This window comes from Aeromonas sp. TW 6, assembly GCF_013168745.1.
GTDB lineage: Bacteria > Pseudomonadota > Gammaproteobacteria > Enterobacterales > Aeromonadaceae > Aeromonas > Aeromonas caviae.
Genome location: NZ_JABERS010000012.1, coordinates 74,269 through 99,625, shown reverse-complemented (window position 1 = coordinate 99,625; position 25,357 = coordinate 74,269). Strand labels below are relative to the sequence as shown.

22 protein-coding genes and 1 other RNA gene are annotated in these 25,357 nt (G+C 62.9%); 5 read left to right on the top strand and 18 right to left on the bottom strand.

Features of this window, described 5'->3' with window-relative positions:
- Nucleotides 1–17: 17 nt before the first annotated feature.
- From gcvT to HKD46_RS08365, 4 genes are all read right to left on the bottom strand, one after another.
- A complete protein-coding gene (gcvT, locus tag HKD46_RS08380; RefSeq protein WP_010675082.1) occupies nt 18–1,115 on the bottom strand; it encodes a glycine cleavage system aminomethyltransferase GcvT in 1,098 nt (365 codons plus the stop codon).
- Nucleotides 1,116–1,496: 381 nt separating this feature from the next.
- Complete coding sequence (locus HKD46_RS08375; RefSeq protein WP_171865242.1) at nt 1,497–2,717, bottom strand: FAD-dependent 2-octaprenylphenol hydroxylase; 1,221 nt, start codon at nt 2,715–2,717, stop codon at nt 1,497–1,499.
- 100 nt (nt 2,718–2,817) lie between these two features.
- Nucleotides 2,818–4,041, bottom strand: a complete 1,224-nt coding sequence (ubiH, locus tag HKD46_RS08370; RefSeq protein WP_171865240.1) for a 2-octaprenyl-6-methoxyphenyl hydroxylase — start codon at nt 4,039–4,041, stop codon at nt 2,818–2,820.
- 187 nt (nt 4,042–4,228) lie between these two features.
- Entirely contained in the window at nt 4,229–4,798 is a 570-nt protein-coding gene (locus HKD46_RS08365; RefSeq protein ID WP_042864005.1) for a UPF0149 family protein, read from the bottom strand.
- Nucleotides 4,799–4,971: 173 nt separating this feature from the next.
- Between HKD46_RS08365 and zapA the strand changes: the two genes are divergently transcribed.
- On the top strand, nt 4,972–5,304 hold the full coding sequence (gene zapA / locus HKD46_RS08360; RefSeq protein WP_010675086.1) for a cell division protein ZapA: 333 nt from the start codon (nt 4,972–4,974) through the stop codon (nt 5,302–5,304).
- A gap of 16 nt (nt 5,305–5,320) precedes the next feature.
- A non-coding RNA gene (gene ssrS / locus HKD46_RS08355) (6S RNA) lies at nt 5,321–5,503 on the top strand.
- Between the two features lie 133 nt (nt 5,504–5,636).
- Here the strand turns inward: ssrS and emrD are convergent.
- The 8 genes from emrD to HKD46_RS08315 form a co-directional block, all read right to left on the bottom strand.
- Nucleotides 5,637–6,836 carry a multidrug efflux MFS transporter EmrD gene (gene emrD / locus HKD46_RS08350; RefSeq protein ID WP_039038746.1) on the bottom strand — a complete coding sequence of 400 codons (1,200 nt, stop codon included), beginning with the start codon at nt 6,834–6,836 and terminating at the stop codon, nt 5,637–5,639.
- 271 nt (nt 6,837–7,107) lie between these two features.
- Nucleotides 7,108–8,538, bottom strand: coding sequence for an ABC transporter ATP-binding protein (locus HKD46_RS08345; protein ID WP_041213033.1), 1,431 nt, complete (start codon nt 8,536–8,538; stop codon nt 7,108–7,110).
- Complete coding sequence (locus HKD46_RS08340; RefSeq protein WP_171865238.1) at nt 8,535–9,341, bottom strand: ABC transporter permease; 807 nt, start codon at nt 9,339–9,341, stop codon at nt 8,535–8,537. Before HKD46_RS08340 ends, HKD46_RS08345 begins: the two co-directional genes overlap by 4 nt.
- A 2-nt stretch (nt 9,342–9,343) precedes the next feature.
- Nucleotides 9,344–10,306, bottom strand: a complete 963-nt coding sequence (locus tag HKD46_RS08335; RefSeq protein ID WP_171865236.1) for an ABC transporter permease — start codon at nt 10,304–10,306, stop codon at nt 9,344–9,346.
- Complete coding sequence (locus tag HKD46_RS08330; RefSeq protein WP_171865234.1) at nt 10,303–11,829, bottom strand: ABC transporter substrate-binding protein; 1,527 nt, start codon at nt 11,827–11,829, stop codon at nt 10,303–10,305. The genes HKD46_RS08335 and HKD46_RS08330 overlap by 4 nt, the downstream gene beginning before the upstream one ends.
- A gap of 195 nt (nt 11,830–12,024) precedes the next feature.
- Complete coding sequence (locus HKD46_RS08325) at nt 12,025–12,687, bottom strand: glutathione S-transferase family protein (RefSeq protein ID WP_041215003.1); 663 nt, start codon at nt 12,685–12,687, stop codon at nt 12,025–12,027.
- A 31-nt stretch (nt 12,688–12,718) separates the two neighbouring features.
- Entirely contained in the window at nt 12,719–13,327 is a 609-nt protein-coding gene (locus HKD46_RS08320) for a glutathione S-transferase family protein (protein WP_113977566.1), read from the bottom strand.
- Between the two features lie 120 nt (nt 13,328–13,447).
- The gene (locus HKD46_RS08315; RefSeq protein WP_171865232.1) at nt 13,448–13,903 is read right to left on the bottom strand and encodes a hypothetical protein; all 456 of its coding nucleotides are present in this window, start codon (nt 13,901–13,903) and stop codon (nt 13,448–13,450) included.
- 200 nt (nt 13,904–14,103) lie between these two features.
- Here HKD46_RS08315 and suhB point away from each other — a divergent pair, with 200 nt between their 5' ends.
- Nucleotides 14,104–14,907 carry an inositol-1-monophosphatase gene (gene suhB / locus HKD46_RS08310; RefSeq protein WP_010675095.1) on the top strand — a complete coding sequence of 268 codons (804 nt, stop codon included), beginning with the start codon at nt 14,104–14,106 and terminating at the stop codon, nt 14,905–14,907.
- A gap of 100 nt (nt 14,908–15,007) precedes the next feature.
- On the opposite strand, the gene HKD46_RS08305 is transcribed toward suhB, so the two are convergent.
- Nucleotides 15,008–15,883 carry an OmpA family protein gene (locus HKD46_RS08305; protein ID WP_171865230.1) on the bottom strand — a complete coding sequence of 292 codons (876 nt, stop codon included), beginning with the start codon at nt 15,881–15,883 and terminating at the stop codon, nt 15,008–15,010.
- A 68-nt stretch (nt 15,884–15,951) separates the two neighbouring features.
- A complete protein-coding gene (locus HKD46_RS08300; protein WP_171865228.1) occupies nt 15,952–17,925 on the bottom strand; it encodes a methyl-accepting chemotaxis protein in 1,974 nt (657 codons plus the stop codon).
- Between the two features lie 145 nt (nt 17,926–18,070).
- Here HKD46_RS08300 and rnt point away from each other — a divergent pair, with 145 nt between their 5' ends.
- Nucleotides 18,071–18,733 carry a ribonuclease T gene (gene rnt, locus HKD46_RS08295; protein ID WP_010675098.1) on the top strand — a complete coding sequence of 221 codons (663 nt, stop codon included), beginning with the start codon at nt 18,071–18,073 and terminating at the stop codon, nt 18,731–18,733.
- A gap of 226 nt (nt 18,734–18,959) precedes the next feature.
- Entirely contained in the window at nt 18,960–20,282 is a 1,323-nt protein-coding gene (locus HKD46_RS08290) for a Na+/H+ antiporter family protein (protein ID WP_039038758.1), read from the top strand.
- A gap of 63 nt (nt 20,283–20,345) precedes the next feature.
- Here the strand turns inward: HKD46_RS08290 and HKD46_RS08285 are convergent, their stop codons facing one another.
- The 4 genes from HKD46_RS08285 to HKD46_RS08270 all read right to left on the bottom strand — a co-directional run bounded on the left by HKD46_RS08285 (nt 20,346) and on the right by HKD46_RS08270 (nt 25,158).
- The gene (locus tag HKD46_RS08285; protein WP_171865226.1) at nt 20,346–21,539 is read right to left on the bottom strand and encodes an MFS transporter; all 1,194 of its coding nucleotides are present in this window, start codon (nt 21,537–21,539) and stop codon (nt 20,346–20,348) included.
- A 104-nt stretch (nt 21,540–21,643) separates the two neighbouring features.
- Nucleotides 21,644–22,549, bottom strand: coding sequence for a LysR family transcriptional regulator (locus HKD46_RS08280; protein WP_042882841.1), 906 nt, complete (start codon nt 22,547–22,549; stop codon nt 21,644–21,646).
- Nucleotides 22,550–22,757: 208 nt separating this feature from the next.
- Nucleotides 22,758–24,674 (bottom strand): bifunctional diguanylate cyclase/phosphodiesterase, encoded by a 1,917-nt coding sequence (locus HKD46_RS08275; protein ID WP_171865224.1) that lies wholly within the window; start codon nt 24,672–24,674, stop codon nt 22,758–22,760.
- Between the two features lies 1 nt (nt 24,675).
- Entirely contained in the window at nt 24,676–25,158 is a 483-nt protein-coding gene (locus HKD46_RS08270; protein ID WP_104453053.1) for a molybdopterin-binding oxidoreductase, read from the bottom strand.
- Nucleotides 25,159–25,357 lie beyond the last annotated feature (199 nt).

Here is a 25,357-nt window from a genome sequence, read left to right as displayed (position 1 = left end):
CTCGCCGCAATCAATGATTACACCAGCGGCTGGCCGTTGCGCACGAAGGCCGGCTTGGTGACTTTCACGGTGACCTGCTTCTTGCGGATCTCCACCTGGGCCTGTTCACCGATATCACGGGGCACCCGCGCCAGGGCAATGCTGTAACCCAGGGTGGGCGAGAAGGAGCCGGAGGTGATCACCCCTTCCCGTGTCTCGCCGCTCTCGCTGGTGAAGGTGACCGGCATGCCGGCACGCAGCACGCCCTTTTCTTCCATCACCAGACCCACCAGCTTGGGCTGGTTGCCGGCGGCCTTCTGGGCTTCCAGGGCGGCGCGGCCGATGAATTGGCGGGAGGCAGGCTCCCAGGCCAGGGTCCAGGCCATGTTGGCGGCGAGCGGAGAGATTGACTCGTCCATGTCCTGACCGTAGAGGTTCATGCCCGCTTCCAGGCGCAGGGTATCACGGGCACCCAGGCCACAAGGGGCCACGCCGTTGTCCAGCAGGGCCTGCCACAGATCGCACGCCTTCTCTTGGGGGACCACGATCTCGTAGCCATCTTCGCCGGTGTAGCCGGTGGTGGCGATGAAGAGATCCCCGGCCTGCACACCGAAGAAGGGCTTCATCCCTTCGACCGCCGCATTCTGCTCGGGGGTGAACACCTTGGCCGCCTTGGCCTTGGCGTGGGGGCCCTGCACCGCGATCATGGCAAGCTCGGGGCGCTCGGTCACGCTCACGGCAAAGTCGATGGCGTGATGGCGGATCCAGGCCAGATCCTTCTCGCGGGTGGCGGAGTTCACCACCAGGCGGTAGAAGGTATCGGTCAGGAAATAGGTGATGAGGTCATCGATGACGCCGCCTTCCGGATTGAGCATGCCACTGTAGAGGGCCTTGCCGGGGACGGTGAGTTTGGCCACGTCGTTGGCCAGCAGGTGTTGCAGGAAGGCTTTGACCCGCTCGCCGGTCAAATCGACGATGGTCATGTGGGAGACATCGAACATGCCTGCATCGGTGCGCACCACATGGTGCTCTTCCAACTGGGAACCGTAGTTGATGGGCATCTCCCAACCGTGGAAGTCCACCATCTTGGCACCCGCTTCCAGGTGTTTCGGATGCAATACAGTAGTCTGGATCATCGCTGTGTTTCCTTAAGCGTTCGCGACAACACTCGCAATCCGCCCCGGCTCGTCGGGAACTACGGACCACAAGCTCTGTGCTCGTTCCCGCCCGGGCGGGCAGGAGTGATTCCTTGAACGGAGCGGATTATATGACAAGCGTGCCAGGGCACCGCTCAAAAAAAACTAATCCTCACCCAACTCACTGACACCAGACACTAAGGCAAAAACAGTGATAAAAACAGCCAAAACCGCGCCATTACGGGATTTAATGTTGATTTTTACCGTCCCGTCACAATTTACAGAAAAACGTTTCGCTTCTCGCCAACATTAAAGGCTGACACCCCGAAGGGGCATCTCGCCCTGTCAGATTAGTTTTTTTGTTAAAACCCCGGGGTAATATTAGATTTTTTCACCTTTGGCCAGGGTGGGCAGCTCCCCATCCAGCCCCATGGCGGCCCGGATCATGCCCTGCTTGAGGGGACCAAGACCGTCGACGGCGCGAAGCCCCACCCCGCGCACCAGCTTCTTGAGGGGGTTGCTGCCCGCAAACAGTCGCTTGAGCCCCTCCATGGCCGCCAGCATGCGCGCCGCCTCGCTCTTGCGCCAGCGCTCGTAGCCCCGCAGGTTGGCGAGCAGGCCGATGTCCGCGCCCTTGCCGTGATGAATGAGGATCTGCTCCGCCAGGGCGGCGGCATCCAGCAAGCCCAGATTCACGCCCTGCCCCGCCAGCGGGTGGATGGTGTGGGCCGCATCCCCCACCAGCACCAGGCGCTCGCGGGCAAAGTCGCGGGCGTAGCGGGCGGTGAGCGGAATGGCGCTGCGAGCCCCCTCCACCTTGCACAGCCCGAGGCGCCCATCAAAGGCGGCGGTGAGCTGGCGGTTGAAGCCGTCGTCATCCAGGGCGCAGAGCGCCTCGGCGCGGGCCGCGGGCACAGACCACACGATGGAGCAGAGGTCGGGCTGCCACAGGGGCAGGAAGGCGAGCGGCCCCTGGGGGGTGAAGATCTGGCGCGCCACCGCCTCATGGGGCTCGGCACAACGCACCGTCGCCACCAGGGCGTGATGACCGTAATCCCAGCTGGTGAGGGGAATGTCTGCCTGACGGCGCACCCAGGAGTGGGCGCCGTCGGCGGCCACCAGCAGCTTGGCCGAGAGGGCCCGGCCATCTTCCAGCAGCAGCAGGGCGCCCGCTGGCCCGCACTGCAGGCTGGTGGCCCGGGCCGGGGTCAGCATCTGGATATTGCTGGCCCCCGCGATGGCGTCCAGCAGCGCAAGCTGGATCACCCGGTTCTCGACGATGTGGCCAAGGGCCCCCTGACGCAGGCTGGCGGCATCGAAATCGATGTGGCCGAAACTGTCCTGCTCCCACACCTGCATCTTCTCGTAGGGCTGCAGGCGGCGCGCCACTATGCCGTCCCAGGCGCCGACCCCTTGCAGGATGTGCTGACTCGCGAGGCTCAGGGCACTGACCCTGTTGTCCGGCGTCTCACCGAGCGTTGCATCGGGCAGCCGGCCTTCCACGATGGCCACCTTGATCGCCCGGTTCTTGAGGGCGGCAGCGAGCCCCAGGCCCACCATGCCCCCCCCCACGATCACCACATCCACATCTTGCATCTGCATTCTCTTGTGTCCTTTCCGGGCGAGTCGCCAGGATCTGCGAGGCGACGCCCACAGGCGTGCCTCTTGCTCGAAATCGTCTTTGCCGCCGGTGCGACAGCGCTTATTGGCCGCACACCTCGCCCACGAATCCCAGGGTGCGGGAGGCGAGCGGTGCCTTGATCCAGGGCACTCTGCCCATCAGGGAGAGCGCCAGATTGCGGCCCACCACCAGGGGAGCGTGATGGTTTGAGAAGAGCTGGGCCAGGGAGGACGTGAGCCAGACGGTCTGGGCCTGATCGTCACGCCGCTGCTGCCAGTAGCCGCTTAGCACCTCAAAGCCGCCGATGTCTTCCCCCGCCGCGAGCGCACGGGCCAGGGTCCGGGTCAGCACGTCCAGATCCCGCATGCCGAGGTTGAACCCCTGACCGGCGATGGGATGCAGCAGGTGAGCGGCGTTGCCCACCAGCACGGTACGCTGGGCCAGGGGATAGTCGGCCACCGTCAGCACCAGGGGGTAGAGGTTGCGCGCCCCTGTGCGCACGAAGCGCCCGAGTCGCCAGCCAAAGGCCTGCTGCAGACGGGCGAGAAAGGCGGCATCATCCAGCGCCATCAGGGCCTGTGCCTCGTCCCGCGGGACGCTCCACACCAGAGAGGAGAGGCCGTCCTGCATGGGCAGCAGGGCCAACGGCCCTCCGTCGGTGAAGCGCTCGAAGGCCCGCCCGGCGGGATCCTCGGCGGTCTTGACGGTGGCGATGATGGCGCTCTGGCCATAATCGTGGCGACTGACCGGCATCTTGAAATGCTGGCGCACGAAGGAGTGGCCCCCGTCGGCCGCCACCAGCAGCCGGGTGCGGTAGCGCGCGCCCCCCTCCAGGGCGAGCGTCACTCCCCCCTCGTCGGGGTCGATGGCCTCAAGCCTGGCCGGGCACAACATACGGATCTGCGGGCAGGCGGCGATCGCCTCTTGCAGCACGATGCCCGCCGCCGACAGCTCGATCACCTGACCGAGGGCGGGCAAGCCATACTCCGCCGCCGACAGCCGGGTCTGGCCACAGTGGCCCCGATCCGACACATGGATATGGTTGATGGGGGAGCAGTGGGGTACCAGGTGCGGCCAGAGGCCGTGACGGGCCAGCGCCTCGCAGGTACCGGCGGAAAGCGCGATGGCACGGGCATCGAAACCGGGATGAGCATTGAGCTCGGGCGCACTCGCCTCCAGCAGCAGGATCTGCAGGGGGGCGCCATCCTGTCCTTTCAGGGCGGCAAGGGAGAGGGCCAGCACGGCACCGCTCATACCACCGCCGACGATAGCCACGTCGACGTGAACCAGATCAGATTGAGACATGAGAAGAGGGCATAGGCGAAAAAACGTGGGCCAATCCTACCACAAAGGTGGCGGACGGGATGCGAAGCCACGGGCAAAAAACCGCTTTGGCACCATGGGTTAGCAGAGTGCCTCCCCTGCTCTCACCCCTTGTAAAACAGAAAGAGCGCCGTGATGCGCTCTTTCATTGACCCGCTGGGCGGGCAGATCAGTGCAGGGTCGGCGGCGTACTCGGCGCGGCCGGGCGCTTGCCAAACTCCTCGAACGCCATCATGACCCCGAGGCGCACGTGTTCGTAGAGCACCAGGAAGGAGGCTTCGTTCTCTTCATCTTCCTGATCGAACTCGGCAGAGACCTGGGTGATGCTGGCGATGTCCTGAATCATCTCCTGCAGCTCTTCGGATGCCTTGGAGAGCTCCTGTTGGACCACGCCAAAGCCGGCCAGGAAGGCCTGGGACCAGTCCACCAGCGAGTCGATGCGCTCATCGAGCGGCGCCTCGTCGCTTGGCAGCAGCAGCTCGACGCCCTTTTGTGCCATCAGGCTCTCGATCACCTCGTGATAGAGGTCGGTCATCACCTGGCGCACCGGTGCCGGCAGACCGAAACCGTCGTTGATCAGATCATTGAAATGGGGCTGCCAGCTTTTGTCGTCCAGGGCCACGCCACCGCACACCAGGCCGCAGATCACGCCATGGGCCTCGACGGCCGTCGCCATGAGGTCGTGCTGTGCCATCAGGTCCGCCACGGCGGCGTATTTCAGGGGGTTTGTTTTGCTCATCTAGGATCCGCTCAAAGTTCAGGCAAATATGCAGAATTTATGGCCGAGATCCTAGCATTCTCCCCCTGCCAGAGCCAGCAAGGCCTTGAAACTTCTGCATCTGCGCTATATAGTCCCGCCCAGTTGTCCACGTGGATATAGGCGGAAATCAGCCCCGCCGTATTGAGGAAGGCATGAGCATAGAGGCCGTAGAAATCGTCATTCTGGGACGTCCCTACAAGGTGTCCTGTCCCCTGGGACAACAAGATGCCCTGCGCCAGGCCGCCGACCAGCTGACCGACAAGCTCATCGAGCTTCGTCAACGTTCCAAGGTCTCCAGCAACGAACAGCTGGCCGTCATGGCAGCGCTCAATTTCTGTCATGAGCTCTGCCTTGAAAAAGAGAAAAACCACCAATACTCTGAGACCATGGACAAGCGGATCAAGATGCTGCAACGCACCATCGAAGCCGCCTTGATCGAGCACGGACAATACGGTGAATCCAGCGAAGAGGCGCAACAGCCCTAATCGCACCGAGTTTTGAAATTCCCTGGAGTGTTTGTCAGCCGGTTCAAGTCCCCGAGCCGATATTCATACCAAACAGGGGGTCTGCCTTCTGGCTATTGAGCATGCTCGGCCCGACCGAGAAGCCTGCGGCCAGATTAGATCTCCGCCTTGAACCGACGGTTCAAGGGCCCAAACCGGCAACGGCATCTCCGGGGTACCTATCCAAAAAAGCCCGTCATCACGACGGGCTTTTTCTTTGCCTGCGCGGCAACCCCCTTCCACTCCCCTGCGGCGTCTCGCCACCCGGCAGGAGGCAGTAAAAAGCCCGCCAACGGGGCGGGCTCTTGGCCGTGTCAGACGGCCATCTGCTCGTGGGGCGCGCCGTGGTGGCGCAGCCACACAAAGCTCAAGGCCACGATCAGCACCATCACCGTCATGATGGCCCCCAGGGTCACCTGCCCCGTCATCGGGAAGCTGGCGGCCAGCAGGGTTACCACGCCAGCCCCCAGATTCTGCATGCCCCCGAGCACGGCTCCCGCAGTGCCGGCCTGGCCCGGGAAGGGCTCGATGGCACAGGAGGTGGCGGTCGGATAGAGAATGCCGCTGCCAATGAAGTAGACCGCAGCCCCGCCCACCAGGGAGGCAGCGCTCACCATGCCGAGCAGCCCGGGTACCAGGATGATGAGCGACCCCAGGGCCAGGAAGGCGATGCCAAGGCGCATCAGCTTGCCCTGGCTCAGGCGAAAACTCAGTCTGGCGGAGAGCCAGGCGCCGAACAGATAACCGGGCAGCGGCAGCACGAACAGCACGCTGACGGTGCGGGCACTCAGCTTGAGCACGTCCCCCAGCAACACCCCTGCCGCCGCCTCGAACACCGCGAGGCCGGCAAAGGTGGCCATCAGACAGAGCAGGTTGCCCTGAAAGCGCGGGTTGCCGAGCACATGACGATAGGCGGCGCCCACCCGCAGCGAATGCTGGCGGGCGGATGCTGGCAGCGTCTCGCCAAACCAGGCCAGCAGCGCAAGGGTGGTCAGGGCACCAAAACCGAACAGGAACCAGTAGCCGGCACGCCAGTTGAACAGCTCGGTGAGCCAGCCGCCCAGCACAGGTGCCAGCAGAGGGGAGAAGATGACCCCCATGCTTACCAGGCTGTTGGCACGGTTGAGCTCGGCACCACTGTAACGGTCGCGCATCACGGTCCGGCTCATGGCGCCCCCTGCCCCGGTGCCCAGCCCCTGGATCAGGCTGCCCGCCAGCAAGGCGGTGAAGCTCGGGATCAGCTGGATGGTGAGGGTGCCGACCAGGAAGATCATCATGCCGATGATGAGCACAGGGCGACGACCGATGCGATCCGACAAGGGGCCATAAACGAACTGGGAGAGGCCGTAGGGAATGAGGTAGCAGGCCATCACCGCCTGCAGCTGGCCGGAGGCCACATGGAAGTCCCCCGCCATCATGGGAATGGAGGGCACATAGAGGGTCTGGGTCATCTGACCCACGGCGACCATCAGAATGGTCAGGAAAAACAGGGGATAGAAGCTGTGCCGATACATACTGTCGTCCGAAAAAGATCAAAAAGCCGCCACCCTCCGGGCAGGGATCTGCAGGAGGTGTCTGACAAAGGTCGTTGAAGAGGAACAAGGCGGAGGACCCGCACCCGCCAGCAGCAGGACGCTCTCTGGCTTGGGATAATCTTAGTGATTCATATCACAAAAAACGAACGAAACTTTATAATCTGCTTTCCCAAGTTTTTCTAATGCGACGGGGCCCAAGGCCCCGTCACTGTCATCTCATCATGGGGGAAGGATTCATCCTGTCCCCTCTTTACCCCACTCTTCTCACCTCGGCCGACGCGCCTTCGAACATGGGGGTACCCGCCTCCCCCAGTCTCAGACAACGAGGAGCAACCTTGTCGGCCAGCCCCTCGTCATGGGTCACCAGCAGCAGGGCGCAGCCTATCTCTCCCAGTTCCTCCAGCAGACAGGCGATGGTCTGTTGCTGGCTCAGGGGATCGAGCCGGGACGTGGGCTCATCGGCGAACAGCAGCACGGGGCGCAGCAACAGGGCCCGGATAAGCGACAGCCGCTGCAGCTCCCCTCCCGAGACCTGGTTTGGCAGGCGTGTCAGCAGCCGTTCATCCAGCCCCAACCGGGCCAGATAGTCGACAAGCCGATGGCGAGGCAGCCTGTGCAGACGCAGCACATCATCGAACTGGGTGGCGAGGCGCACTCGGCTTGCAAAGGCCTGCACCGGATCCTGATAGAGCTTCTGCCAGCGGCAGGGGGCTATCCCTTCCCGGCGCAGCACCTCCCCTTGCAGGGGGCGTTGCAGACCCAGCAGCACGTTGCCGAGGGTGCTCTTGCCCGCGCCGCTCGGCGCCATGATGGCCATTCGCTCCCCTTGCGCCAGGGCAAGGTCGAGCCCCGTGAACAGGGGTTGATCCCCATATCCCATGGCAAGCCCCTTCCCGCGGATGAGCCAGTCACCGGTGGGAGGGACAGCCGCCTCGGGCCAGGCGGAGGGCTCCGCCGCCAGCAGGGCCCGGGTATAGGCATGGGATGGCGTGTGCAGCACACGCTCGGCGGGCCCCTGCTCCACGATCTCTCCTCCCTTGACCACCAGCACCCAGCCCCCCAATGCGCGAGCCAGGGAGAGATCATGGGTGATGGTCAGCAGATGGCGTCCACGGGCCAGGTAGCCCAGCAACAAGGCACCCAGCCTGGCTGCGGCCCGGCTGTCGAGCCCCTTGGTGGGCTCGTCGGCCACCAGCAGACGGGCCTCCCCCAGGGTGGCGGCGGCAAAGGCCGCACGCTGGGCCATGCCTCCCGAGAGCTGGTGTACAAAGGCGCCCTCCCGCCCGGCCAGTCCAAGCCGCTCGAGGGCGGCGCGGGCCCGCGATCGGGCCTCCTTGCCCCCTGGCAGCCACCCCTCCTCCACCTGGGCAAGCAACCCCATGGTGGGATCCAGCGCCAGCACCGGCTCCTGGGGCAGCATCGCCAGCTCCCGCCCCCAGAGAGTGCGCAGACGAGGCGTGTCGGCCAGGTTGTGATGGCGGCCACCCGACACCATCTCGCCCCGGCCTATCAGGGGGGCTGGCAAGGTCCCCATCAGGGCATGAGCCAACAGGGATTTGCCCGAACCGCTCTCCCCGATCAGGGTCAGGGCGGTGCCGGGATGAATGGTGAAATCCAGCGCCTGCAACAGGGTTTTCTGGCCATCATCGACCTGCAACCCCTTGATATGAATGGCCGTCATGAGGTGGCTCCTTGTGAAGATGGCATGTCAAGGCCGCGCGTCTGATGAAGCAGCACCAGGGCCAGCAACATCAGCCCCATGACAAGAATGGGGGCCAGTAACAGACGGGGAGCCTCCTGATAGTGGGGCAGCGCCTCCGTCATCATCAGCCCCAGCTCGGGCGTTGGCGGCTGAATGCCCACTCCGACAAAGCCCAGGGTAGAGAGGGTTAGAATGGCACCCGCTAGGCCGAAGACCATCATGGTGAGCAACTGGGGGGCGAGCTCGGGCCAGAGATGGCGCCGCACCACATGGGCATGGCCGAATCCCAGCAGACGGGACGCCTCCACCTGGGGCGAGGCGAGCAGCCCCCGGCTGCGGGCACGCACCACCCGGTAATACTCCACCCACTGGGCCATGGCCAACCCGAGATAGAGGATGGCAAAGCCACCCTGGGCCATGGCGGAGAAGAGCAGCACCAGCAACAGGCCTGGCAGGGCCAGCACGCCGTCGGCCAGGCTGCGCAGCAGACCGTCGACCCAGCCGCCGCGCCAGGCCGAGAGCCAGCCCAGCAATGACCCCAACAGCGCCGCCGTGATGACGCACAGCAGTCCCAGCAGCAGGGAGAGCCGGGTCGCCGCCGCGAGGCGCGCCATCAGGCTGCGCCCCATCTGATCCCGCCCGAGGGGCTCCTGCCAGGAGGGATCAGCCAGAAACTGTGCCAGATCCTGAGCCGCCGGATCGGGCCAGAGCACGGGGCCCAGCAGGGCAAACAGCACCACCAGCAGGAGCAGGCCCAGCCCCGTTTTGACAGACAACGACATGATCAGGACTCCTTGGGACCACGGGGGTCAATGGCAAGACAAAGCAGGTCGGTGAGGGTATTGAGCAGCACGAAGAGCACCGCCAGCACCAGCACGGTCCCCTGAACCATGGGGATGTCGCGCCAGAAGATGGCGTGCACCAGCGCATGGCCGATCCCGGGCCAGGCAAACAGGCTCTCGACCACCACGACCCCCTCGATGAGCAGCACCAGCTGCACGCTGGTGTAGGCGATGATGCTGACCCCGGTGTTGCGCAGACCGTGGCGCCAGAAAACCCGGGCCGGCGAAAGCCCCTTGGTGAGGGCAAATCGGTAATAACCGGACTGCACCACGGTGAGCACGCTTTCACGCACCACCCGGGAGAGCACGCCGGAGAGCCCCAATCCCAGGGTCAGGGCGGGCAGCAGCAGGTTGCTCCCCTCCCCGTGCCCTGCCGCACTGACCCAGCCCAGCTCCACCGAGAGCATCACCATGAGCACCAGGCCGAGCAAGAAGGGGGGCAACGCACGCATCAGCACGCTCCAGCCCAGGGTCAGGCGATCACACCATCCCCCCGGACGCAGCGCACTCAGGCTGCCAAGCGGCAGCGCCACCACCAGCGCCAGCACCACGGAGGCGCTCGCGAGCGTCAGGGTGGCGCCCAGGTGATGACCCACGTCGGTGGCGACCGGTGCGCCCGTCACCAGGGAGCTGCCGAGATCCCCTTGCAGCAAGGCCCACAGCCAGTCGCCAAAACGGGCAAGGGCCGAGCCGGCCAGCCCCAGCTCGCTGCGCACCGCGTTGGCCGTCTCGGCGATGACATAGTCATAGCCATAACGACCCGCCGCGATACGAAAGGCGATGTCTCCGGGCAGAGACTGCACCATCAGAAAACAGAGTCCGGCCACCAGCAGGGCAACCACCAGCGCCTGCACCAGACGCTGACCCAGTATCCCCATGACGCGAGACAAGGGTGTCGCTGTCATCGTGCGCTCCATGTCAACCTGTCCAGGCCATAGCTGCGCTCCTGGGGATCGAGTTCAAACCCCTCCAGCCCCCGACTGACCGCCGCGCTCTGGCGGTACCAGGCGATGGGCAGGAGCGGCAACTCCTGTTGCAGTGTCGTGGCTATCTCCCGGCGAGCCGCAGCGGCGTCTGTGGGCGACAAGGCTTGCGTGGCAAGGCGGGTCAGCGTTTGCGTCATGGCCGGGGAATGCCAGTTCATCACCCCCCAGTCCGCACCGGCAGGGGCCAAATCCCCCAGCAAAGTGACCAAGGGATCCGGTACCAGGGCATAATTGCGGGCGTAGAGACCAAGCTGGAGCGAGCCGTCCTGATGGCCCGCCGGGATCTCGCTCGAGTTGCCCACCGCCACCTTGAGATCCACCCCCACCGCCTTCCACTGCGCCTGCAGTGCCGTGGCGAGGAGCGGCAGCTCCGGACGGTCAGGGAAGGTACGCAAGGTCAGGGCGAAGCGCTCTTCCCCCTTGCGCAGCACACCGTCCTCCCCCGGCTGCCAGCCTGCCGCCGCGAAGGCCGCCCGGGCCGCCTTGACGTCATAGGCAAGCGGCGTCAACCCGAGCTGGTGCCACTCCCCCAGAGTGGGGGGAAAGAGCTGGGTTGCCGCCATCTCCGGATCCCGCAGCAGGGCGGCTGCCATACCACGACGATCGATGGCGAGACTCAAGGCACGGCGCACCACCGGATCGCTCAGACGGGGATCGGCGCCATTGAGCTTGAGCTGGATGGTCCGTGGCAGGGTGACCGAGGCGATGGAGACCCGTGACGCCTGCTGCAAGCGGCGGATGCTGACCGGATCCAGCCCCCAGGCGATGTCGGCCTGACCGCTCTCGGCCATCAGGGTGCGGCTCTCTGCACGCCCCACCGTCAGGTAGCTGACCTCCTCGATTGCGGGCCTGGCCCCCTGCCAGCCGTCGAAACGCACAGTCTCTATCCGCTGGGGTTGTTGCAGGCGGGTGATGCGGTAGGGGCCAGAGCCTATCACCTGGGTTACCTCCCCCTTGGCATCGTAGGCGGCCTTCGCCAGGATCTGAGTGCTGGGGTGGGCCAGCACGGCGGGCAGGGAGGCGAAGGGTTCGCTCAGGGTGACCTTCAAGACGCCATCTCCAGATCCGATGGACGCAATGGGAGTGCTGGTCATCACGCCGGGCTTGCGCCAGGCCTGTTGCAGGGCAAAAGCGGCCTGCTCGGCGCTCACCTCGCTGCCATCGTGAAAACGGGCCCCGGGGCGCAACGTGAATCGCCACTGCAGACCGTCATCGCTACGCGACCACTCACTGGCAAGCCCGGGTTGCAGATTGCCTTTCCCATCGACATCCACCAGGGTCTCCGCCACCTGCATGCGAGTAAAGAAGACCCCGTTGCTGGCGGGGTCGACACTGTGGATCTCCCAAGGCCCCACCATGGCAAGCGGTTTGCCATCGGCTGCAGTCGTTCCTGCCATCAGAGCCAGGGCGAACCACCCGGCTGCGGTGCATTTTTTTGTCATCCTTTCCATCCAAGCTTCATGTTCATCAACCAAAGATGTGGCGTTATAACATAACAATCAATCAGGGAGAATGACTTTTGATTTTTGATAAATGGCTTATTTGAAAGACAAAAAGCGACTGCGATGCAGATCGTCAAACAACGGGGAGTCAAAGGGGAATAAAAAAGATGGCCCGTCAGGGCCATCATGATGGCGTCAGCGAGTCACCATCTGCTGCGCCCGCTTGACCTGATCCTCGGGGCTCTCATTGCGCGGTGGAATGGTGATGCCCTTCTGGCAGGCGGGCCTGGCTTCCATGCGTGCCATCCATGCCTGCAAATGCACCAACCCCTCGATGGAGATACCACTCCAGTCGTGGATGCGCACCCAGGGCCAGGTAGCGATGTCGGCGATGCTGTACTCGTCCGCAAGATACTCATGGTGTGCCAGATGACCGTCGAGCACCTCGAACAGGCGTCGCCCCTCCTTCTGGTAACGCTCGATGGCGGCCGGGATCTTCTCGGGGAAATAGCGATAGAAGACGTTGGCCTGCCCCATCATGGGACCGACGCCCCCCATCTGGAACATCAGCCACTGGATGGCCTGGGAGCGACGCTTGGGATCCTGCGGCAGCAACTTGCCGGTTTTTTCCGCCAGATAGAGAAGGATGGCGCCGGACTCGAACACCGCGAAGTCACCATTGTCCCGATCGACGATGGCCGGGATGCGGCCATTGGGGTTGATGGCCAGGAACTCGGGCTTCTTCTGCTCCATGGTCGCGAAATCAAGGGGAATGACCTTGTAGGGCAGCCCCAGCTCTTCGAGGGCGATCGACACCTTGAACCCGTTGGGCGTGGCGGCAGTGTACAACTCTATCATCTTGGACTCCTTGAACGTTCAGGGGAAAGGATCAGGCCTGGGCGCTGGACCGGGCACTTACCCGGTCATGCCAGTCCTGCAAATGGGGCTGTTCGGGGGTGATACGCAGGCCAACCACCTTGCCAAAATCAATGGTACAGAAGGCAAGAATGTCGGCGATGGTGAAGCGTTCCCCCGCAATATAGGGCACCTCGGCAAGACGGGCATCGAGCTTGTCAAACCAGATCTGAGCCTGTTGCTTGCACTCCTCCCCCCATTCGGGGAAGACCCTCTCCCGGTCTTTGTAAAAACCGGTGATATGACGAAACGCCATACCGGTCGGCAACCAGAGGTTGAACTCGATGAAGCGACTCCACATCTCTATGGTGGCGCGCTCCAGCGCGGTGCTGCCAAACAGGTTCGGCTCGGGGTGGAGCTCTTCAAAATAGCGGCAGATGGCCAGGGTTTCACTCAGACAGGTTCCGTCATCGAGTTCCAGCACAGGAATGCGCCCGGCCGGGTTCTTGGTCAAAAAGGCGGGCGCCAGGTTTTCCCCCGCCCCCAGATCGACCTGTTGATATTCCATCTCGATCCCCTTCTCCGCCAGAAACATTCTGACCCGACGGGCATTGGGGGCTCGTCTCAACTCATAAACCTTCATGTCACCTCCGTCGACGAACACACGGTGAGCCGCTGCACAGGCCATAGCAAAGCGGCACAATGTCGGTCAGTTATGACAAATATTGTGCCGCTTGAACAGCCCGCATCGAGGGGGAGATGATTAGCTGCTCAGTACCCCTGGTTGGCGCTGGCGCAGCAAGATAAGACGGGAAAGCAGCGGGAAATAGGATTCAAACTTGCTTTGCAGCGCCAGGCTGCAGGCAGGATCCGCCAGTTCGGCCTCATCCAGCAGAATACCGTTGGAAACGAAATAAAAATGCGGATCCCGGACATCCGGCCCCTGTGGAGTATGTTCATACTGTCGATGCACCAACAGGGGAAGCACCGGCAATCCCAGTGCACTGCCTCCTGCTGGCCAGAGCGGAACAGGCCAGGCAGCCCCCTCTTCTTCCAGCAGCAGGATCGCCGCTTCGTCCTTCGACGGTTGCCACTGCTGGGGCTGCGCCACCCGGACCTCGGTGACATAATCGCTCTCTTCGCTGGCGGCACGCAGTGCGGCCAACACACCCAGAGTCGTCGGCGACGACGGTTTCTGACTGACTAATGACAGATTCATGGCTCATATCCCTATGCTCACCACAGCCTGTTATCCGGCTGTCGCGATAAGACTAGTTGATTACAGGTCTTTATTGGAGCCGTCAGATCTGTCAGTCACCACCCTGACCGAATGAGGGCATAGCAGTTGCTATTCCCGAATATCTTGGTAAGATGTCGCGTCCTTTTATCCCCCGTTCTTTAACATCCAGTGGTGAACCTATGCATCCGATGCTGAATATCGCCGTGCGCGCTGCGCGCAACGCCGGTCAAGTAGTAGTAAAAGCCTTTTCTCAACCCGAGAACATCGAGGTTATCCAGAAAGGCAGCAATGACTTCGTGACCAACGTTGACCGTGACGCCGAAGCGGCCATCATTCACACCATCAAAAAATCTTACCCGGAACACAGCATCGTTGCTGAAGAGTCTGGCGAGATTGCCGGTACCAATCCGGACTACCAATGGATCATCGACCCACTGGATGGCACGACCAATCTGGTCAAGGGCATTCCGCACTTTGCCGTTTCCATCGCTCTGCGCGTCAAGGGCAAGACCGAACAAGCCGTTGTCTACGATCCCATCCGTGACGAGCTGTTCACTGCCACCCGCGGCAGCGGCGCCCAGCTGAACGGCTACCGCATCCGTGTCGGCAAGGCCAAAGAGCTCTCCGGCACCATCCTGGCCACCGGGTTCCCGTTCAAGCAGAAGCACCACATCGAACCCTACCTGAAGATGTTCCAGAGCATGTTCATCGAGTGTGCCGATATCCGTCGTGCTGGCTCCGCCTCGCTGGATCTCGCCTATGTGGCCGCTGGCCGCGTCGACGGTTTCTGGGAAATCGGCCTGAAACCCTGGGACACCGCCGCCGGTGAGCTGCTGGCCAAAGAAGCCGGCGCCATCGTCACCGACTTCGTCGGTGGTCACAACTACGAAAACTCCGGCAACATCGTGGTGGCCAACCCCCGCGTGCTGAAAGAGATGCTCGGCAAGATCCGCGAAAACCTGCCGGAATCCCTGGCCAAGTAATCCCGGATACCCGCGAAAAAAATGCCAGTCGGTTCGCCGACTGGCATTTTTTATTCCTGACTACAGCGAAAATGCCGCCCCTCTCGATGACTCAACGGGATCAGATAGTGCCGTTGCGTCCCATGTTGATCACCACCCGGCGGTTCTTGGCTCGGCCAGCTTCCGTTTCGTTGGAGGCCACGTGCTGTTTCTCACCGTGCCCTTCCACCGAGATCTTGCCCTCCTCGATGCCGAGATCCACAAACACCTGCTTGATGGCATCCGCCCGCTTCTCGGAGAGCTTCTGGTTTGGCCAGCGGCCGCCATAGCTGTCGCTGTAGGCGTCGATCACCACCACATCGATGCTCTTGTCTGCCTTCACATAGTCACCGATCATCGCCAGCCGTCGCTTGGAGGCCGGTGACAACTGATCGCTGTTCTTGTCATAGGAGAGTACGCTGAAGGCGATGTCGTTGAAGCTGTAGGGCAGCAAGCCACTCAGGCAGTCCATGAACGCCTGGTACTTCACCCTGAAATTGACCGACGAGAGCGATATCCGCACCGGCCTGTCCTGACGATACCAGTCGCGATACTGGAAAGTCGGCATACGCCCTCCTTCCAGCTCGTCCAGCATGGTCCAGGCGGTCTGCCCCGCCACCAGGCCGTCAAACTGCTGATAGAACTGCAACTGGCTGATCTGTCGCCCGGCCACCCCGGGACGCCAGCTGGGGGGCATGATCCCGAGGCTCACTGTCTGGGTACGCGCCTGGGGTCGCTGCCCCTTGAGCTCGAAATCCAGATTGATCTTGCGCCCGGCCCGGCTGACAAAGGCCCCGGTTCCCCAGCGGGGAATAGGATGCTCCAACCTGCACTCCACCTGGGTATCAGAGGTCAGACGCCAGACGGATTGATCCAGACCGGCGCCAAATTCGGTCACGCCCGCCTGCAACTGCATACTCACTGATATGCTGATCAACCCCAACACCCAAGCATTCAACGGCTTGTCCTCCACACTATCTCGAATTATCTATCGGCAGCGGCAGGACAAGCTTTAGGTCAAAACGCTCAGTGGGGGGAAGAAGGGGCCATCAGCTTGAAGCTGGCGATGCGTCCCGCCAGATCCCGGGCCAGGGCATCCAGTTCGGCACTGTGTTGTTGCAGGGTATGGGAGTGCTGGCGATGGGCCTCATACACGTCACGGATGGTCATCACGTTTTGCTGGATGTCGTCGGTCACGTAACGCTGCTCCTCGGTGGCGGTGGCCACCTGGGCCGTCATGTCGCTCACCTTGCGCACCTCGTTGACGATGTCGGTCAGCTCGCTCCCCGCCCGTTTGGCCTCCGTCACGCTAAGGCCGGCCTGTTCGGTCCCCGTGTGCATGGCAGCCACCGCCTCGTTGGCCCCCTGGCGCAAGCGGCCCAGCATCCGCTCTATGTCATCCGCCGCCTGCTGGGTACGGGAGGCAAGCGCTCTCACCTCGTCGGCCACCACCGCAAAGCCGCGCCCGGATTCACCGGCACGGGCCGCCTCGATGGCGGCATTGAGGGCCAGCAGGTTGGTTCTGTCCGAGATCTGCTTGATGAGGCTCAAGGCCTCCCCCACCGACTCGGTATCCCGATGCAGGCTGTCCACCAGGTGCCGGGTATCCACCAGCGTGCCCGCCACCTGCTGGATGGTGTGGATGGTCTGATCCACCTCCTTGTCACCCTGCTTCGCCCGGCCGATGGCCTGCTGAGTCGCCTGGGAGGTCTGGGTGGCGTTGCGGGCAATCTCCGCGACAGTCGATGCCATCTCGGTGGCGGCAGTCGCCACCAGATCCACCTGCCCGCATCCCCTGACTACGCCAGCATTCACCTCGGCAATGACCTCGGCCGAGCTGGCGGCGCTGCGTATCAGCACGTCACAGGAGTGGCGCACAGCCAGCAGCAAACTTTCCAGATGCCCGAGGAAATGGTTCAGATCCCGCGCCAGGGCACCCAGCTCATCCCCGGATCGCCAGTCGACCCGCACAGTCAGGTCGTTCTCCTGCACCAGGCGCTTGAAGGTCTGGTGCAGGGCCATGAAGCCCAGATGCAGATCCCGCACCACCCGCCAGCAGACGAAGCTGGTCAGGACGATGCACAGCAACACGCCAGCCGCCCCCCACCAGAAGTCACCGGCACTCCCGACCCGCATCTGTTCAACCCGCTCGAAGAGCTGTTGATAGAGGCTGTCTTCTATCTCCTTGAGCAGGCCTATCTTGTCGGTACTCAAGGCAAACCAGGCCTCCGCATCGACACCAAAACCGCCGCTTGCCGCCTTGTCCAGGGCCAGTTTCTCCATGGCGGCCACCTTGGCCACCACGGGTGAGGCGAGGCTGTCGTTCAGCAACTGACGCTGGGCTGGACTCGCCACCGCCTGGAAACGTTCGAGATAGGTGTTCTGGGCCGCCAGCAGGGAGATGAACTGCTGCAACAGCGCAGGCGTGAAGCTGTCACGGCCAAAGACGTTGCTGAGCGTCGCCCGCTCCAGGCCCGCACGCTCCTTGCTCTGCAGGAAGGCGGCGTAAGCATTGGTCTGCAGGGCGATGGTGGCATCCATGCTGTCGACGCTTATCTTGTCCACTACCGCCAGCAAGGCGGTCACGAGGCGGGTATAGAAGCCGACCTGTTCCGCCACCTCGACCCCCAGGGCGCTGACCCGCTCACGCATGGCGGTGAGTCCCGCCACTCCCTGCTGCACCTCGGTCAGCGCCAGCAAGGCAGGATCCTGATGAAAACGCTGCAACAGGCGGTCCACCACCTTGCGCTGGGCAGGCAGCGCATCGCGAAACTTGCTGCCGCCAGAGCCGAGGAAGCCGGCCGACATGCCGCGCTCCCGTTGCAGCTCATGGGCCAGCTGCGCCGCCTCCTTCACCACCGCCAGCGCGACCAGGGCGCCGCTCATCTCCTGTTCGACCCGATAACGTTCATAGATGTACCGGCCTGAGAAAAACAGCAGGGCCAACAGCGGCAGACAGACCACCAACATCATCTTGTGTGCCAATCCCAGCTTCTTCATCGTCCTCTCCCTCCATGGTTGACGTCGCCCATTATAAGCACAGGTGTTTCAAAATGGCCCTCTTGCCGTCCCATGGCGGCAGATAAGGGACAAGGGCACGCTTTTTTGCCATAATACCGCCTCCTTTCACGCCGACCGAGATACCATGACCGACGCCGTTCACACCCTCAAGGGCCGTTTTCGCGGCTTTTACCCCGTCGTCATCGATGTTGAAACCGCCGGATTCAATGCCAAGACCGATGCCCTGCTGGAAATAGCCGCCCACACCCTCAAGATGGATGAGCAGGGCTGGCTCGTCCCTGACCAGATCTTCCATTTTCATGTCCAGCCCTTTGAGGGCGCCAATCTGGAGAAAGCGGCGCTGGAGTTCACCGGCATCGACCCCTTCAACCCGCTGCGGGGCGCGGTGGACGAGAAGGAAGCACTCACCGAGATCTTCAAGGGGGTGCGCAAGGGCATGAAGGAGCAGGATTGTGGTCGCGCCATCATAGTGGCTCACAACGCCACCTTCGACCACGGCTTCGTGATGGCCGCCGCCGAGCGGGCCGGCCTCAAGCGCAATCCGTTCCACCCCTTCGCCACCTTCGACACCGCCGCCCTCTCGGGTCTTGCCCTGGGGCAGACGGTGCTGGCCAAGGCCTGTCAGAGCGCCAATATCCCCTTTGACAACAAAGAGGCCCACTCGGCCCTCTACGACACCGAGCGCACCACAGAGCTCTTCTGCCACATCGTCAATCGCTGGAAGAGCCTGGGAGGCTGGCCTCTGGCCAACCCGGATGAAACGACGGACACCGAAGACGAGGGCTGAACACTCCCAGCCCCTGCCCAGACAGGCTGCCCATGGCAGCCTGTCTGCATGAGGGGACCTGTCTGGGCAAGGAATAAGGGCCATTTTCCCGGTTCCCGTTCACCGCCAGCAGAAGATGCGTCCCTTGGCCGGGATCTGCCGATTTTTTTCTCGACATTTAGCCTGTTTTTCGCAAACTAGCTGGCTTTCACACGACTGACAGCAACACAATCCATAAGGAAATCAAATGAATCCTGTTGTTATCGCGGTGGCGCTGATGCTGGTGCTCAGCCTGCTGCGGATCAATGTGGTGGTCTCCCTCGCCATCGGTGCCATCGTGGGTGGCCTGCTCGGCGGACTCTCCCTCGAGCAGACCCTCAGCACCTTCACCGGCGGCCTGGGCGGCGGTGCAGAAATCGCCCTCTCCTACGCCATGCTGGGGGCTTTCGCGGTAGCCATCTCCCGCTCCGGCATCACCGATCTGCTGGCCCGCAAGGTCATCAACCAGCTCGGCAAGGATGCCAGCAGCACCCGCATTCTCTGGGTCAAGAGCCTGCTGCTCACCTCGGTGCTCGCGGTCTCCATCTCCTCCCAGAACCTGATCCCGGTGCACATCGCCTTCATTCCCATCCTGATCCCGCCGCTGCTGCATGTCATGGCCCAGATGCAGATCGACCGCCGTCAGGTGGCCTGCGTCATCACCTTCGGCCTGACCGCTACCTACATGCTGCTGCCGGTGGGCTTTGGCGGCATCTTCCTGAACAACATCCTGGCCAAGAATCTCGTCGACAACGGCGTACCGGTGGAATTCAGCCAGTTGCCCCTGGCGATGGCCATCCCGGTATTCGGCATGTTCCTCGGCCTGCTCATCGCCGTCTTCTTCAGCTACCGCAAGCCGCGTCAGTATGATCTGGAGAAGATCCTGGCCGCCGAACCCGAGACGGTCGAGCTCAATCTCAACCACATCTGGGTCGCCCTGCTGGCCATCGCCGTGGCACTCGGTCTGCAACTGATGACCAACAGCATCGTGCTGGGGGCGCTCGCAGGCTTCATCATCTTCACCTGCGGCGGCGTCATCAAATTCCGCGAGAGCCAGGATGCCTTCACCCAGGGTGTGCGCATGATGTCCCTCATCGGCTTTATCATGATCTCGGCCGCAGGCTTCGCCGCCGTCATGAAGGAGACCCACGGGGTGGAGAGTCTGGTGCAGTCCGTCTCCAGCATGATGGCAGGTCACAAAGGACTGGCGGCCTTCCTGATGCTGCTGGTGGGCCTGCTCATCACCATGGGGATCGGCTCCTCCTTCTCCACCGTGCCCATCATCGCCACCATCTATGTGCCCCTGTGCATCCACCTCGGCTTCTCGCCCATGGCGACCATCGCCCTGGTGGGCACCGCGGGCGCACTGGGTGACGCGGGCTCCCCCGCCTCCGACTCGACGCTCGGCCCCACATCGGGCCTCAATGCCGACGGTCAGCACGACCACATCTGGGACAGCGTGGTGCCAACCTTCATCCACTACAACATCCCCCTGGTGATCTTCGGCTGGATTGCCGCCATGGTGCTCTGAGACCATCCCGAGCAGACAGACAAAAGGCGACCCCGAGGTCGCCTTTCTTGTCTTGCACATGCCTCAGATGGCCGGTTGCAGCCCCCGCCTGCTGGCCAGGGCGCAGAGACAGGCCACCAGGGCCAACCCCATGCCGGCTGCTCCCACCCCGATCCAGTGTCCCTGTTGCCAGACCAGCATCCCCAGGCTGGAGCCGAGGGTTCCCCCCAGGAACATGCCGGTCATGAAGAGGGTATTGATGCGCCCCCTGGCCTCAGGTCTCAGACCATAGATGCGCTGCTGATGGGCGATGAGTGCGCTCTGCACTCCGAGATCCAGCAAGATGACCCCGCACGCCAGCCCGGCCAGAGAGAGCCACAGCTCGAAGCAGATCCAGGCAAGCACCACCAGCACGGCACCGGCCAATACCACTGGTCTGGCCCCCAACCGATCCGCCATCCGGCCTGCCAGAGGGGCCGCCACCACCCCAGCCACCCCAATGACGCCGAACAGACCCGCCATGTCGGCCCCCAACCCATAGGCAGGTTCGGCCAGGTAGAACGCCAGCACGGTCCAGAAGGCGCTGAAGGAGGCAAACAGCAAGGCCTGGGTCAGGGTCGCGCGGCGCAAGGCGGGCTCCTCGCGCCACAGACCGACCAAAGAGTGAAGCAGACGGCCATAACCGAGGGGAGAGCGCGGCAATCCGGACGGTATCATCCTGGCCATCAGCAGGGCTCCCGACAGGGCCAGGGGAATGGCCAGCCAGAACATGGCGCGCCAACTGCCATAGGCGGTGACCAGGCCGGCGACGGTGCGGCTGAGCAGTATCCCGGCCAGCAGGCCGCTCATCACGCTGCCGACCACGGCACCACGGCGGGCGGGATCTGCCAGGGTCGCCGCCACCGGAACTATCTGCTGGGCCGCCGTGGCCCCGATGCCGAGCAGAACGGATGCCAGCATCAAGGTGGTGGCACTCGTGGCCGTGGCCGCCAGCAGGGAAGCCAGCGCGATCAGTGCAAACTGCCCCGGAATGAGCCAGCGGCGCTCGACCACATCGCCAAGCGGCACCAGCAAAAGCAGACCCATGGCATAGCCGAGCTGGGTCAGCATGGCGATCAATGGCATGCCCGAGTGCCCGGGAAAGTCCTGTGCCATCACCGCCAGCATGGGCTGGTTGTAGTAGATGTTGGCAACTGCCAGGCCGCATGACAGGGCCATGGCGAAGAGCAGGGAGGGCCCGGGGGTTGCGGCCCCTCCGGCAGAAGGCGATGTACTCATGATCTTCTCCTCGTGGTAGAAGGGCTCCCGCCAGGATACGGGCCCCATGCGCACAGCCTACCCGGGGAGCGTCGCCACCAGTAGAGCGGTGGGGACCATAACAGTTATTCCGCTGGCGTATGCCCCACGCCGGGCAGGCCGGTCACGAATGCCAGAAAGGCGCTCGCCTTGGCACCAGGCTGGCGACCTGCCGGGAGCAGGGTCCAGAGCTCCTGCATGGGCAGTTGCCACTCCGGCAGCACCGCCACCACCTCGCCGCGGGCAAGCTCGGGGGCAAACATCCACTCCGAGGCGATACCGAGCCCCAGTCCTGCCAGCACGGCGGCGCGCATGCCTTCGGCCGCCGAGACCGTCAGCCTGCCTTCTCCGGAAACCACCTTCTCTTCGACGCCGCGGCGAAATCGCCACTGTTGCCCCACTCCGGGCCGTGGACTGTAAAGCACCAGATCATGCTGTTGCAGAGCCTGAGGGGTCTCAGGCTCTCCTTTGGCGGCCAGATAGGCCGGCGTCGCCAACACCCGCATGTCGCTTCGGGCGAGACAGCGGGCGACCAGCGACGAGTCGGCCTGTTTGCCGATCCGCAGAGCCACCTCGATGCCCGCCGAAATGAGATCCACATTGCCGTCATCCAGCAGGATCTCCAGATCCAGTCCCGGGTGAGCCGCCAGAAAACCGGCAAGATGGGGAATGATATGCAGGCGGGCGAAGGTGACGGGAGCGCTCACCCGCAGGCGTCCGCTCAGGCCCGCCCGGCATTGCTGCACCATGGCATCGGCCTCGTTGACCTGGGCCAGGATCTCTCTCGCCCGCAGATAGTAGGCCTCTCCGGCCTCGGTAGGCGCCAGCCCCCGGGTCGAGCGCAGCAACAGGCGGCTGCCAAGGTGCGCCTCAAGCTGGGCAATCAATCTGGAAACCGTGGGTTGCCCCATCCCCAGTCGGCGGGCCACCGCCGAAAACGAGCCGGTCTCCACCGCCAGCACGAACACCTCCATCACTCCCAAGCGATCCATCTATGGCTCCTCTGCCCTGTGGCACTGTTCGTGGCACAAGGTAGCACCGGGCCTGCCCTCTCGCACCCTCGTTCTGGCAGGAGGCACAAGAAAACCGCGTAATGGGCGGTCCTGCCATGGGAGAAAGGTGTCGGGATGAAATATCAACCAGGAACAATCGAACAGAGGGACTCGAAGACAAGGCTACAGGAGCTCGATTGCCCCAAGGCTACCCCAGTGCCACTTCCTGAATGGCGGCGCTGTGGGCGAAATAGCGGTGACAGAACTGCATGAACTCCGGCAGCGGCAAGGGACGCGAGTAGAAATAACCCTGGATCTCATCCACCCCTATGGTGAGCACCGCCTTGAGCTCATCGCTGTTTTCCACCCCTTCTGCCACGACACGCACCCCCAACTGATGAGAGAGGGTGGTGATGGTCTCGACGAAGAGCGCCTGCCGGGTGTCACTGTCGATCGCGGTGATAAAGGATCTGTCTATCTTGAGCTTGTCGAAATAGAGTTCACGCAGGTAAGAGAGCGAGGACCAGCCGGTCCCGAAGTCATCGAGGGCCACCCGCACCCCAATCTGGCGCAGGGAGTGAATGATCTGCTTGCTCAGGGCGATGTCATCGAGGGCGATGGTTTCGGTCAGCTCCACTATTAACTGGTGCAATCCCAACGGACCATCACCCATCTTCTCTTCAATCTCCCTGGCCAACCCCATGTTGAACATGGAGTTGGAGAGGTTGATGGAGATCTCGAGCGGTGCTAGCACCTCCTTCGGGAAGCCGGACAGATCGAGCTGCATGCGCCGGATGATCCAGCCCCCGAGCGCCTCGCCCAACCCGTTCTCTTCTGCCAGCGAGATGATGTCGAGGGGGGCAATAAAGCCATATTCAGGATGATGCCAGCGGATCAGCGCCTCGGCCCCCAGCCTCACCACAATCTGGCCGCGCACGATGGGCTGATAGTAAAGGGCCAGTTGCGGGCATTGCGGGCAGTGGATAAGCTCCCGCAGCTCGGTCGACAGCCGGCGTTTGCGCTGATAGTGCTGATACATGCTGCTGGAGAAGAGCACATTGCGATTCAGCCGTTTGCGCTTGGCGCTGTCGAGGGCGATATCGGCAAACAGCAGCATCTCTTCCGGTGAATGATCCGGTTTCACGTACTGGCTGGTGCCCATGAAGACCCGGACCCGGTGCGCCGGATCGGCAGCAAACACCAGATCCGCCAGCTCGCTGCGCAGTTGCTCCAGAAACGGGAAGCGCAGATAGGTGGGCATGGTGCCGGTGATGATGAGGGTGAACTCGTCACTGCCGGTTCGGGCAACGAAGATCCCCTGGCCAGAGGCGGCCTTGATCCGCGCCGCAAGCCGTTTGAGCAAGGCGTCCCCCACTTCGTAACCCAGACTGTCATTGACCTCCCTGAAATGCCCCAGATCCATGAGGCAGACGGTGATGCTGCTGCGCCGACCGGGATGGCTGGTCCACTGCTGGAGGTGCTTGATGAGCGCCGCCCGGTTGGGGAGACGGGTGAGAGGGTCGTTCCACGCCAGAAAATGCTGGCGACGCACTTCGCGAAACAGCACCATCAACATCACCATGGTCGCCAACATCAGAAAACCCAGGATGAAGAAGTTCTGGGTTTTCGACTCGTTGAGCAGCTCGCGCTGGGCGATGGCAGAGGGCCCGGTGAAGTTTTTCACCATCACGTCCCGCACCCCGCGCATCTCGTCATCGAGCGCGGCCGTGAACATCTTGAGTGCGGGGGAATCCGGCTCCCCATGCACCACATCCTGCTCATAATGTTCGAAGAGAGCGAGGATCTTGCCGACCGCCTTGTCCGCACCGAATCGGGCCCTGACCGACTTTGCCTCCTCCCCGTGCAGGAAGACATCGAGCCGGTTCCAGGCAATGTCAAAGCGCTTGTTCATCTCCTCCCGGCTGGCGGCACCGGCACGATAGAGCTGCAAGCCCTCCTCGAAGGCGTGGATCTCCAGCTCGAGCTGGGCCAGTGCCCAAGCGGAGAGCTGGGTGTAGCGCGTCACCGCATTGAACGCGCGGTCATAGTTCCAGACCGACCAGAGGGTCACCCCCAAAAAGGTGGTCACCATCAGGATCAGGCTCAAGAACTTGCCGCACAGCATCTTATTTGCTCTCCAGCGCCGCCAGCTGCCACACCATCCGGCTGTGATAGAGCTCCTTGTTGAGTTCGGGATGGTCGGTGAGGGGATAAATGACCCAGAGCGGCCCCTTGTTGCGCAAAGTCAGCGCCTTGCCATCCTGCTTCTCGGCCACCAGCACCGGGTACTTCTCCCCGTCTTCCAGCGGCAGTGCGGCCCAGTATTCATTGACCGCGAGGGCCTTGACCTCCTGGCTCTTGAGACCGTAGATCCTGACCAGGTCCCGCAGCAACACCCCGCGATAGAGGTGCTCCCCCTCGGTCCAGGGCGTCCCTGTCTTAACCTCCGTCTGCGGCAAGGCCTCAAACTCTGCACGGGTCAGCACCACCTCCCCCTTGCCATTGCAGCACCCCGCCCCCGCAATTCTGAAGAAGGGCTCCTCCGCCAACACCATACCCGACACGAGCCATCCAGATATCAGCAACACCTTGCCAAGCCACTTGCCCATCACGCACCTCCCTGTCATACGGTTTATTTATTCATCTCACTCTGCTGACTCATATGCAAACAACAGAATGCACCTTCAGACCAAAGTCGCAGTCGTTTGCAACCAGCAACTATCTCTACGCCTTCCAAAAGTACCCAATCGCTTCCCAAAGAATGACACCAGGCGCCACCCCCAGGCAAATGGATTGCACCATTTTTCT

Coding starts and splice junctions, on each gene's coding strand:
- HKD46_RS08320 (WP_113977566.1), bottom strand. CDS start 13,327: ATGAAGGTTTATGAGTTGAGACGAGCCCCCAATGCCCGTCGGGTCAGA.
- ubiH (WP_171865240.1), bottom strand. CDS start 4,041: ATGTCTCAATCTGATCTGGTTCACGTCGACGTGGCTATCGTCGGCGGT.
- suhB (WP_010675095.1), top strand. CDS start 14,104: ATGCATCCGATGCTGAATATCGCCGTGCGCGCTGCGCGCAACGCCGGT.
- HKD46_RS08375 (WP_171865242.1), bottom strand. CDS start 2,717: ATGCAGATGCAAGATGTGGATGTGGTGATCGTGGGGGGGGGCATGGTG.
- zapA (WP_010675086.1), top strand. CDS start 4,972: ATGAGCATAGAGGCCGTAGAAATCGTCATTCTGGGACGTCCCTACAAG.
- emrD (WP_039038746.1), bottom strand. CDS start 6,836: ATGTATCGGCACAGCTTCTATCCCCTGTTTTTCCTGACCATTCTGATG.
- HKD46_RS08300 (WP_171865228.1), bottom strand. CDS start 17,925: ATGAAGAAGCTGGGATTGGCACACAAGATGATGTTGGTGGTCTGTCTG.
- HKD46_RS08330 (WP_171865234.1), bottom strand. CDS start 11,829: ATGACAAAAAAATGCACCGCAGCCGGGTGGTTCGCCCTGGCTCTGATG.
- HKD46_RS08285 (WP_171865226.1), bottom strand. CDS start 21,539: ATGAGTACATCGCCTTCTGCCGGAGGGGCCGCAACCCCCGGGCCCTCC.
- HKD46_RS08275 (WP_171865224.1), bottom strand. CDS start 24,674: ATGCTGTGCGGCAAGTTCTTGAGCCTGATCCTGATGGTGACCACCTTT.
- gcvT (WP_010675082.1), bottom strand. CDS start 1,115: ATGATCCAGACTACTGTATTGCATCCGAAACACCTGGAAGCGGGTGCC.
- HKD46_RS08345 (WP_041213033.1), bottom strand. CDS start 8,538: ATGACGGCCATTCATATCAAGGGGTTGCAGGTCGATGATGGCCAGAAA.
- HKD46_RS08280 (WP_042882841.1), bottom strand. CDS start 22,549: ATGGATCGCTTGGGAGTGATGGAGGTGTTCGTGCTGGCGGTGGAGACC.
- HKD46_RS08290 (WP_039038758.1), top strand. CDS start 18,960: ATGAATCCTGTTGTTATCGCGGTGGCGCTGATGCTGGTGCTCAGCCTG.
- HKD46_RS08335 (WP_171865236.1), bottom strand. CDS start 10,306: ATGACAGCGACACCCTTGTCTCGCGTCATGGGGATACTGGGTCAGCGT.
- HKD46_RS08315 (WP_171865232.1), bottom strand. CDS start 13,903: ATGAATCTGTCATTAGTCAGTCAGAAACCGTCGTCGCCGACGACTCTG.
- HKD46_RS08270 (WP_104453053.1), bottom strand. CDS start 25,158: ATGGGCAAGTGGCTTGGCAAGGTGTTGCTGATATCTGGATGGCTCGTG.
- rnt (WP_010675098.1), top strand. CDS start 18,071: ATGACCGACGCCGTTCACACCCTCAAGGGCCGTTTTCGCGGCTTTTAC.
- HKD46_RS08325 (WP_041215003.1), bottom strand. CDS start 12,687: ATGATAGAGTTGTACACTGCCGCCACGCCCAACGGGTTCAAGGTGTCG.
- HKD46_RS08340 (WP_171865238.1), bottom strand. CDS start 9,341: ATGTCGTTGTCTGTCAAAACGGGGCTGGGCCTGCTCCTGCTGGTGGTG.
- HKD46_RS08365 (WP_042864005.1), bottom strand. CDS start 4,798: ATGAGCAAAACAAACCCCCTGAAATACGCCGCCGTGGCGGACCTGATG.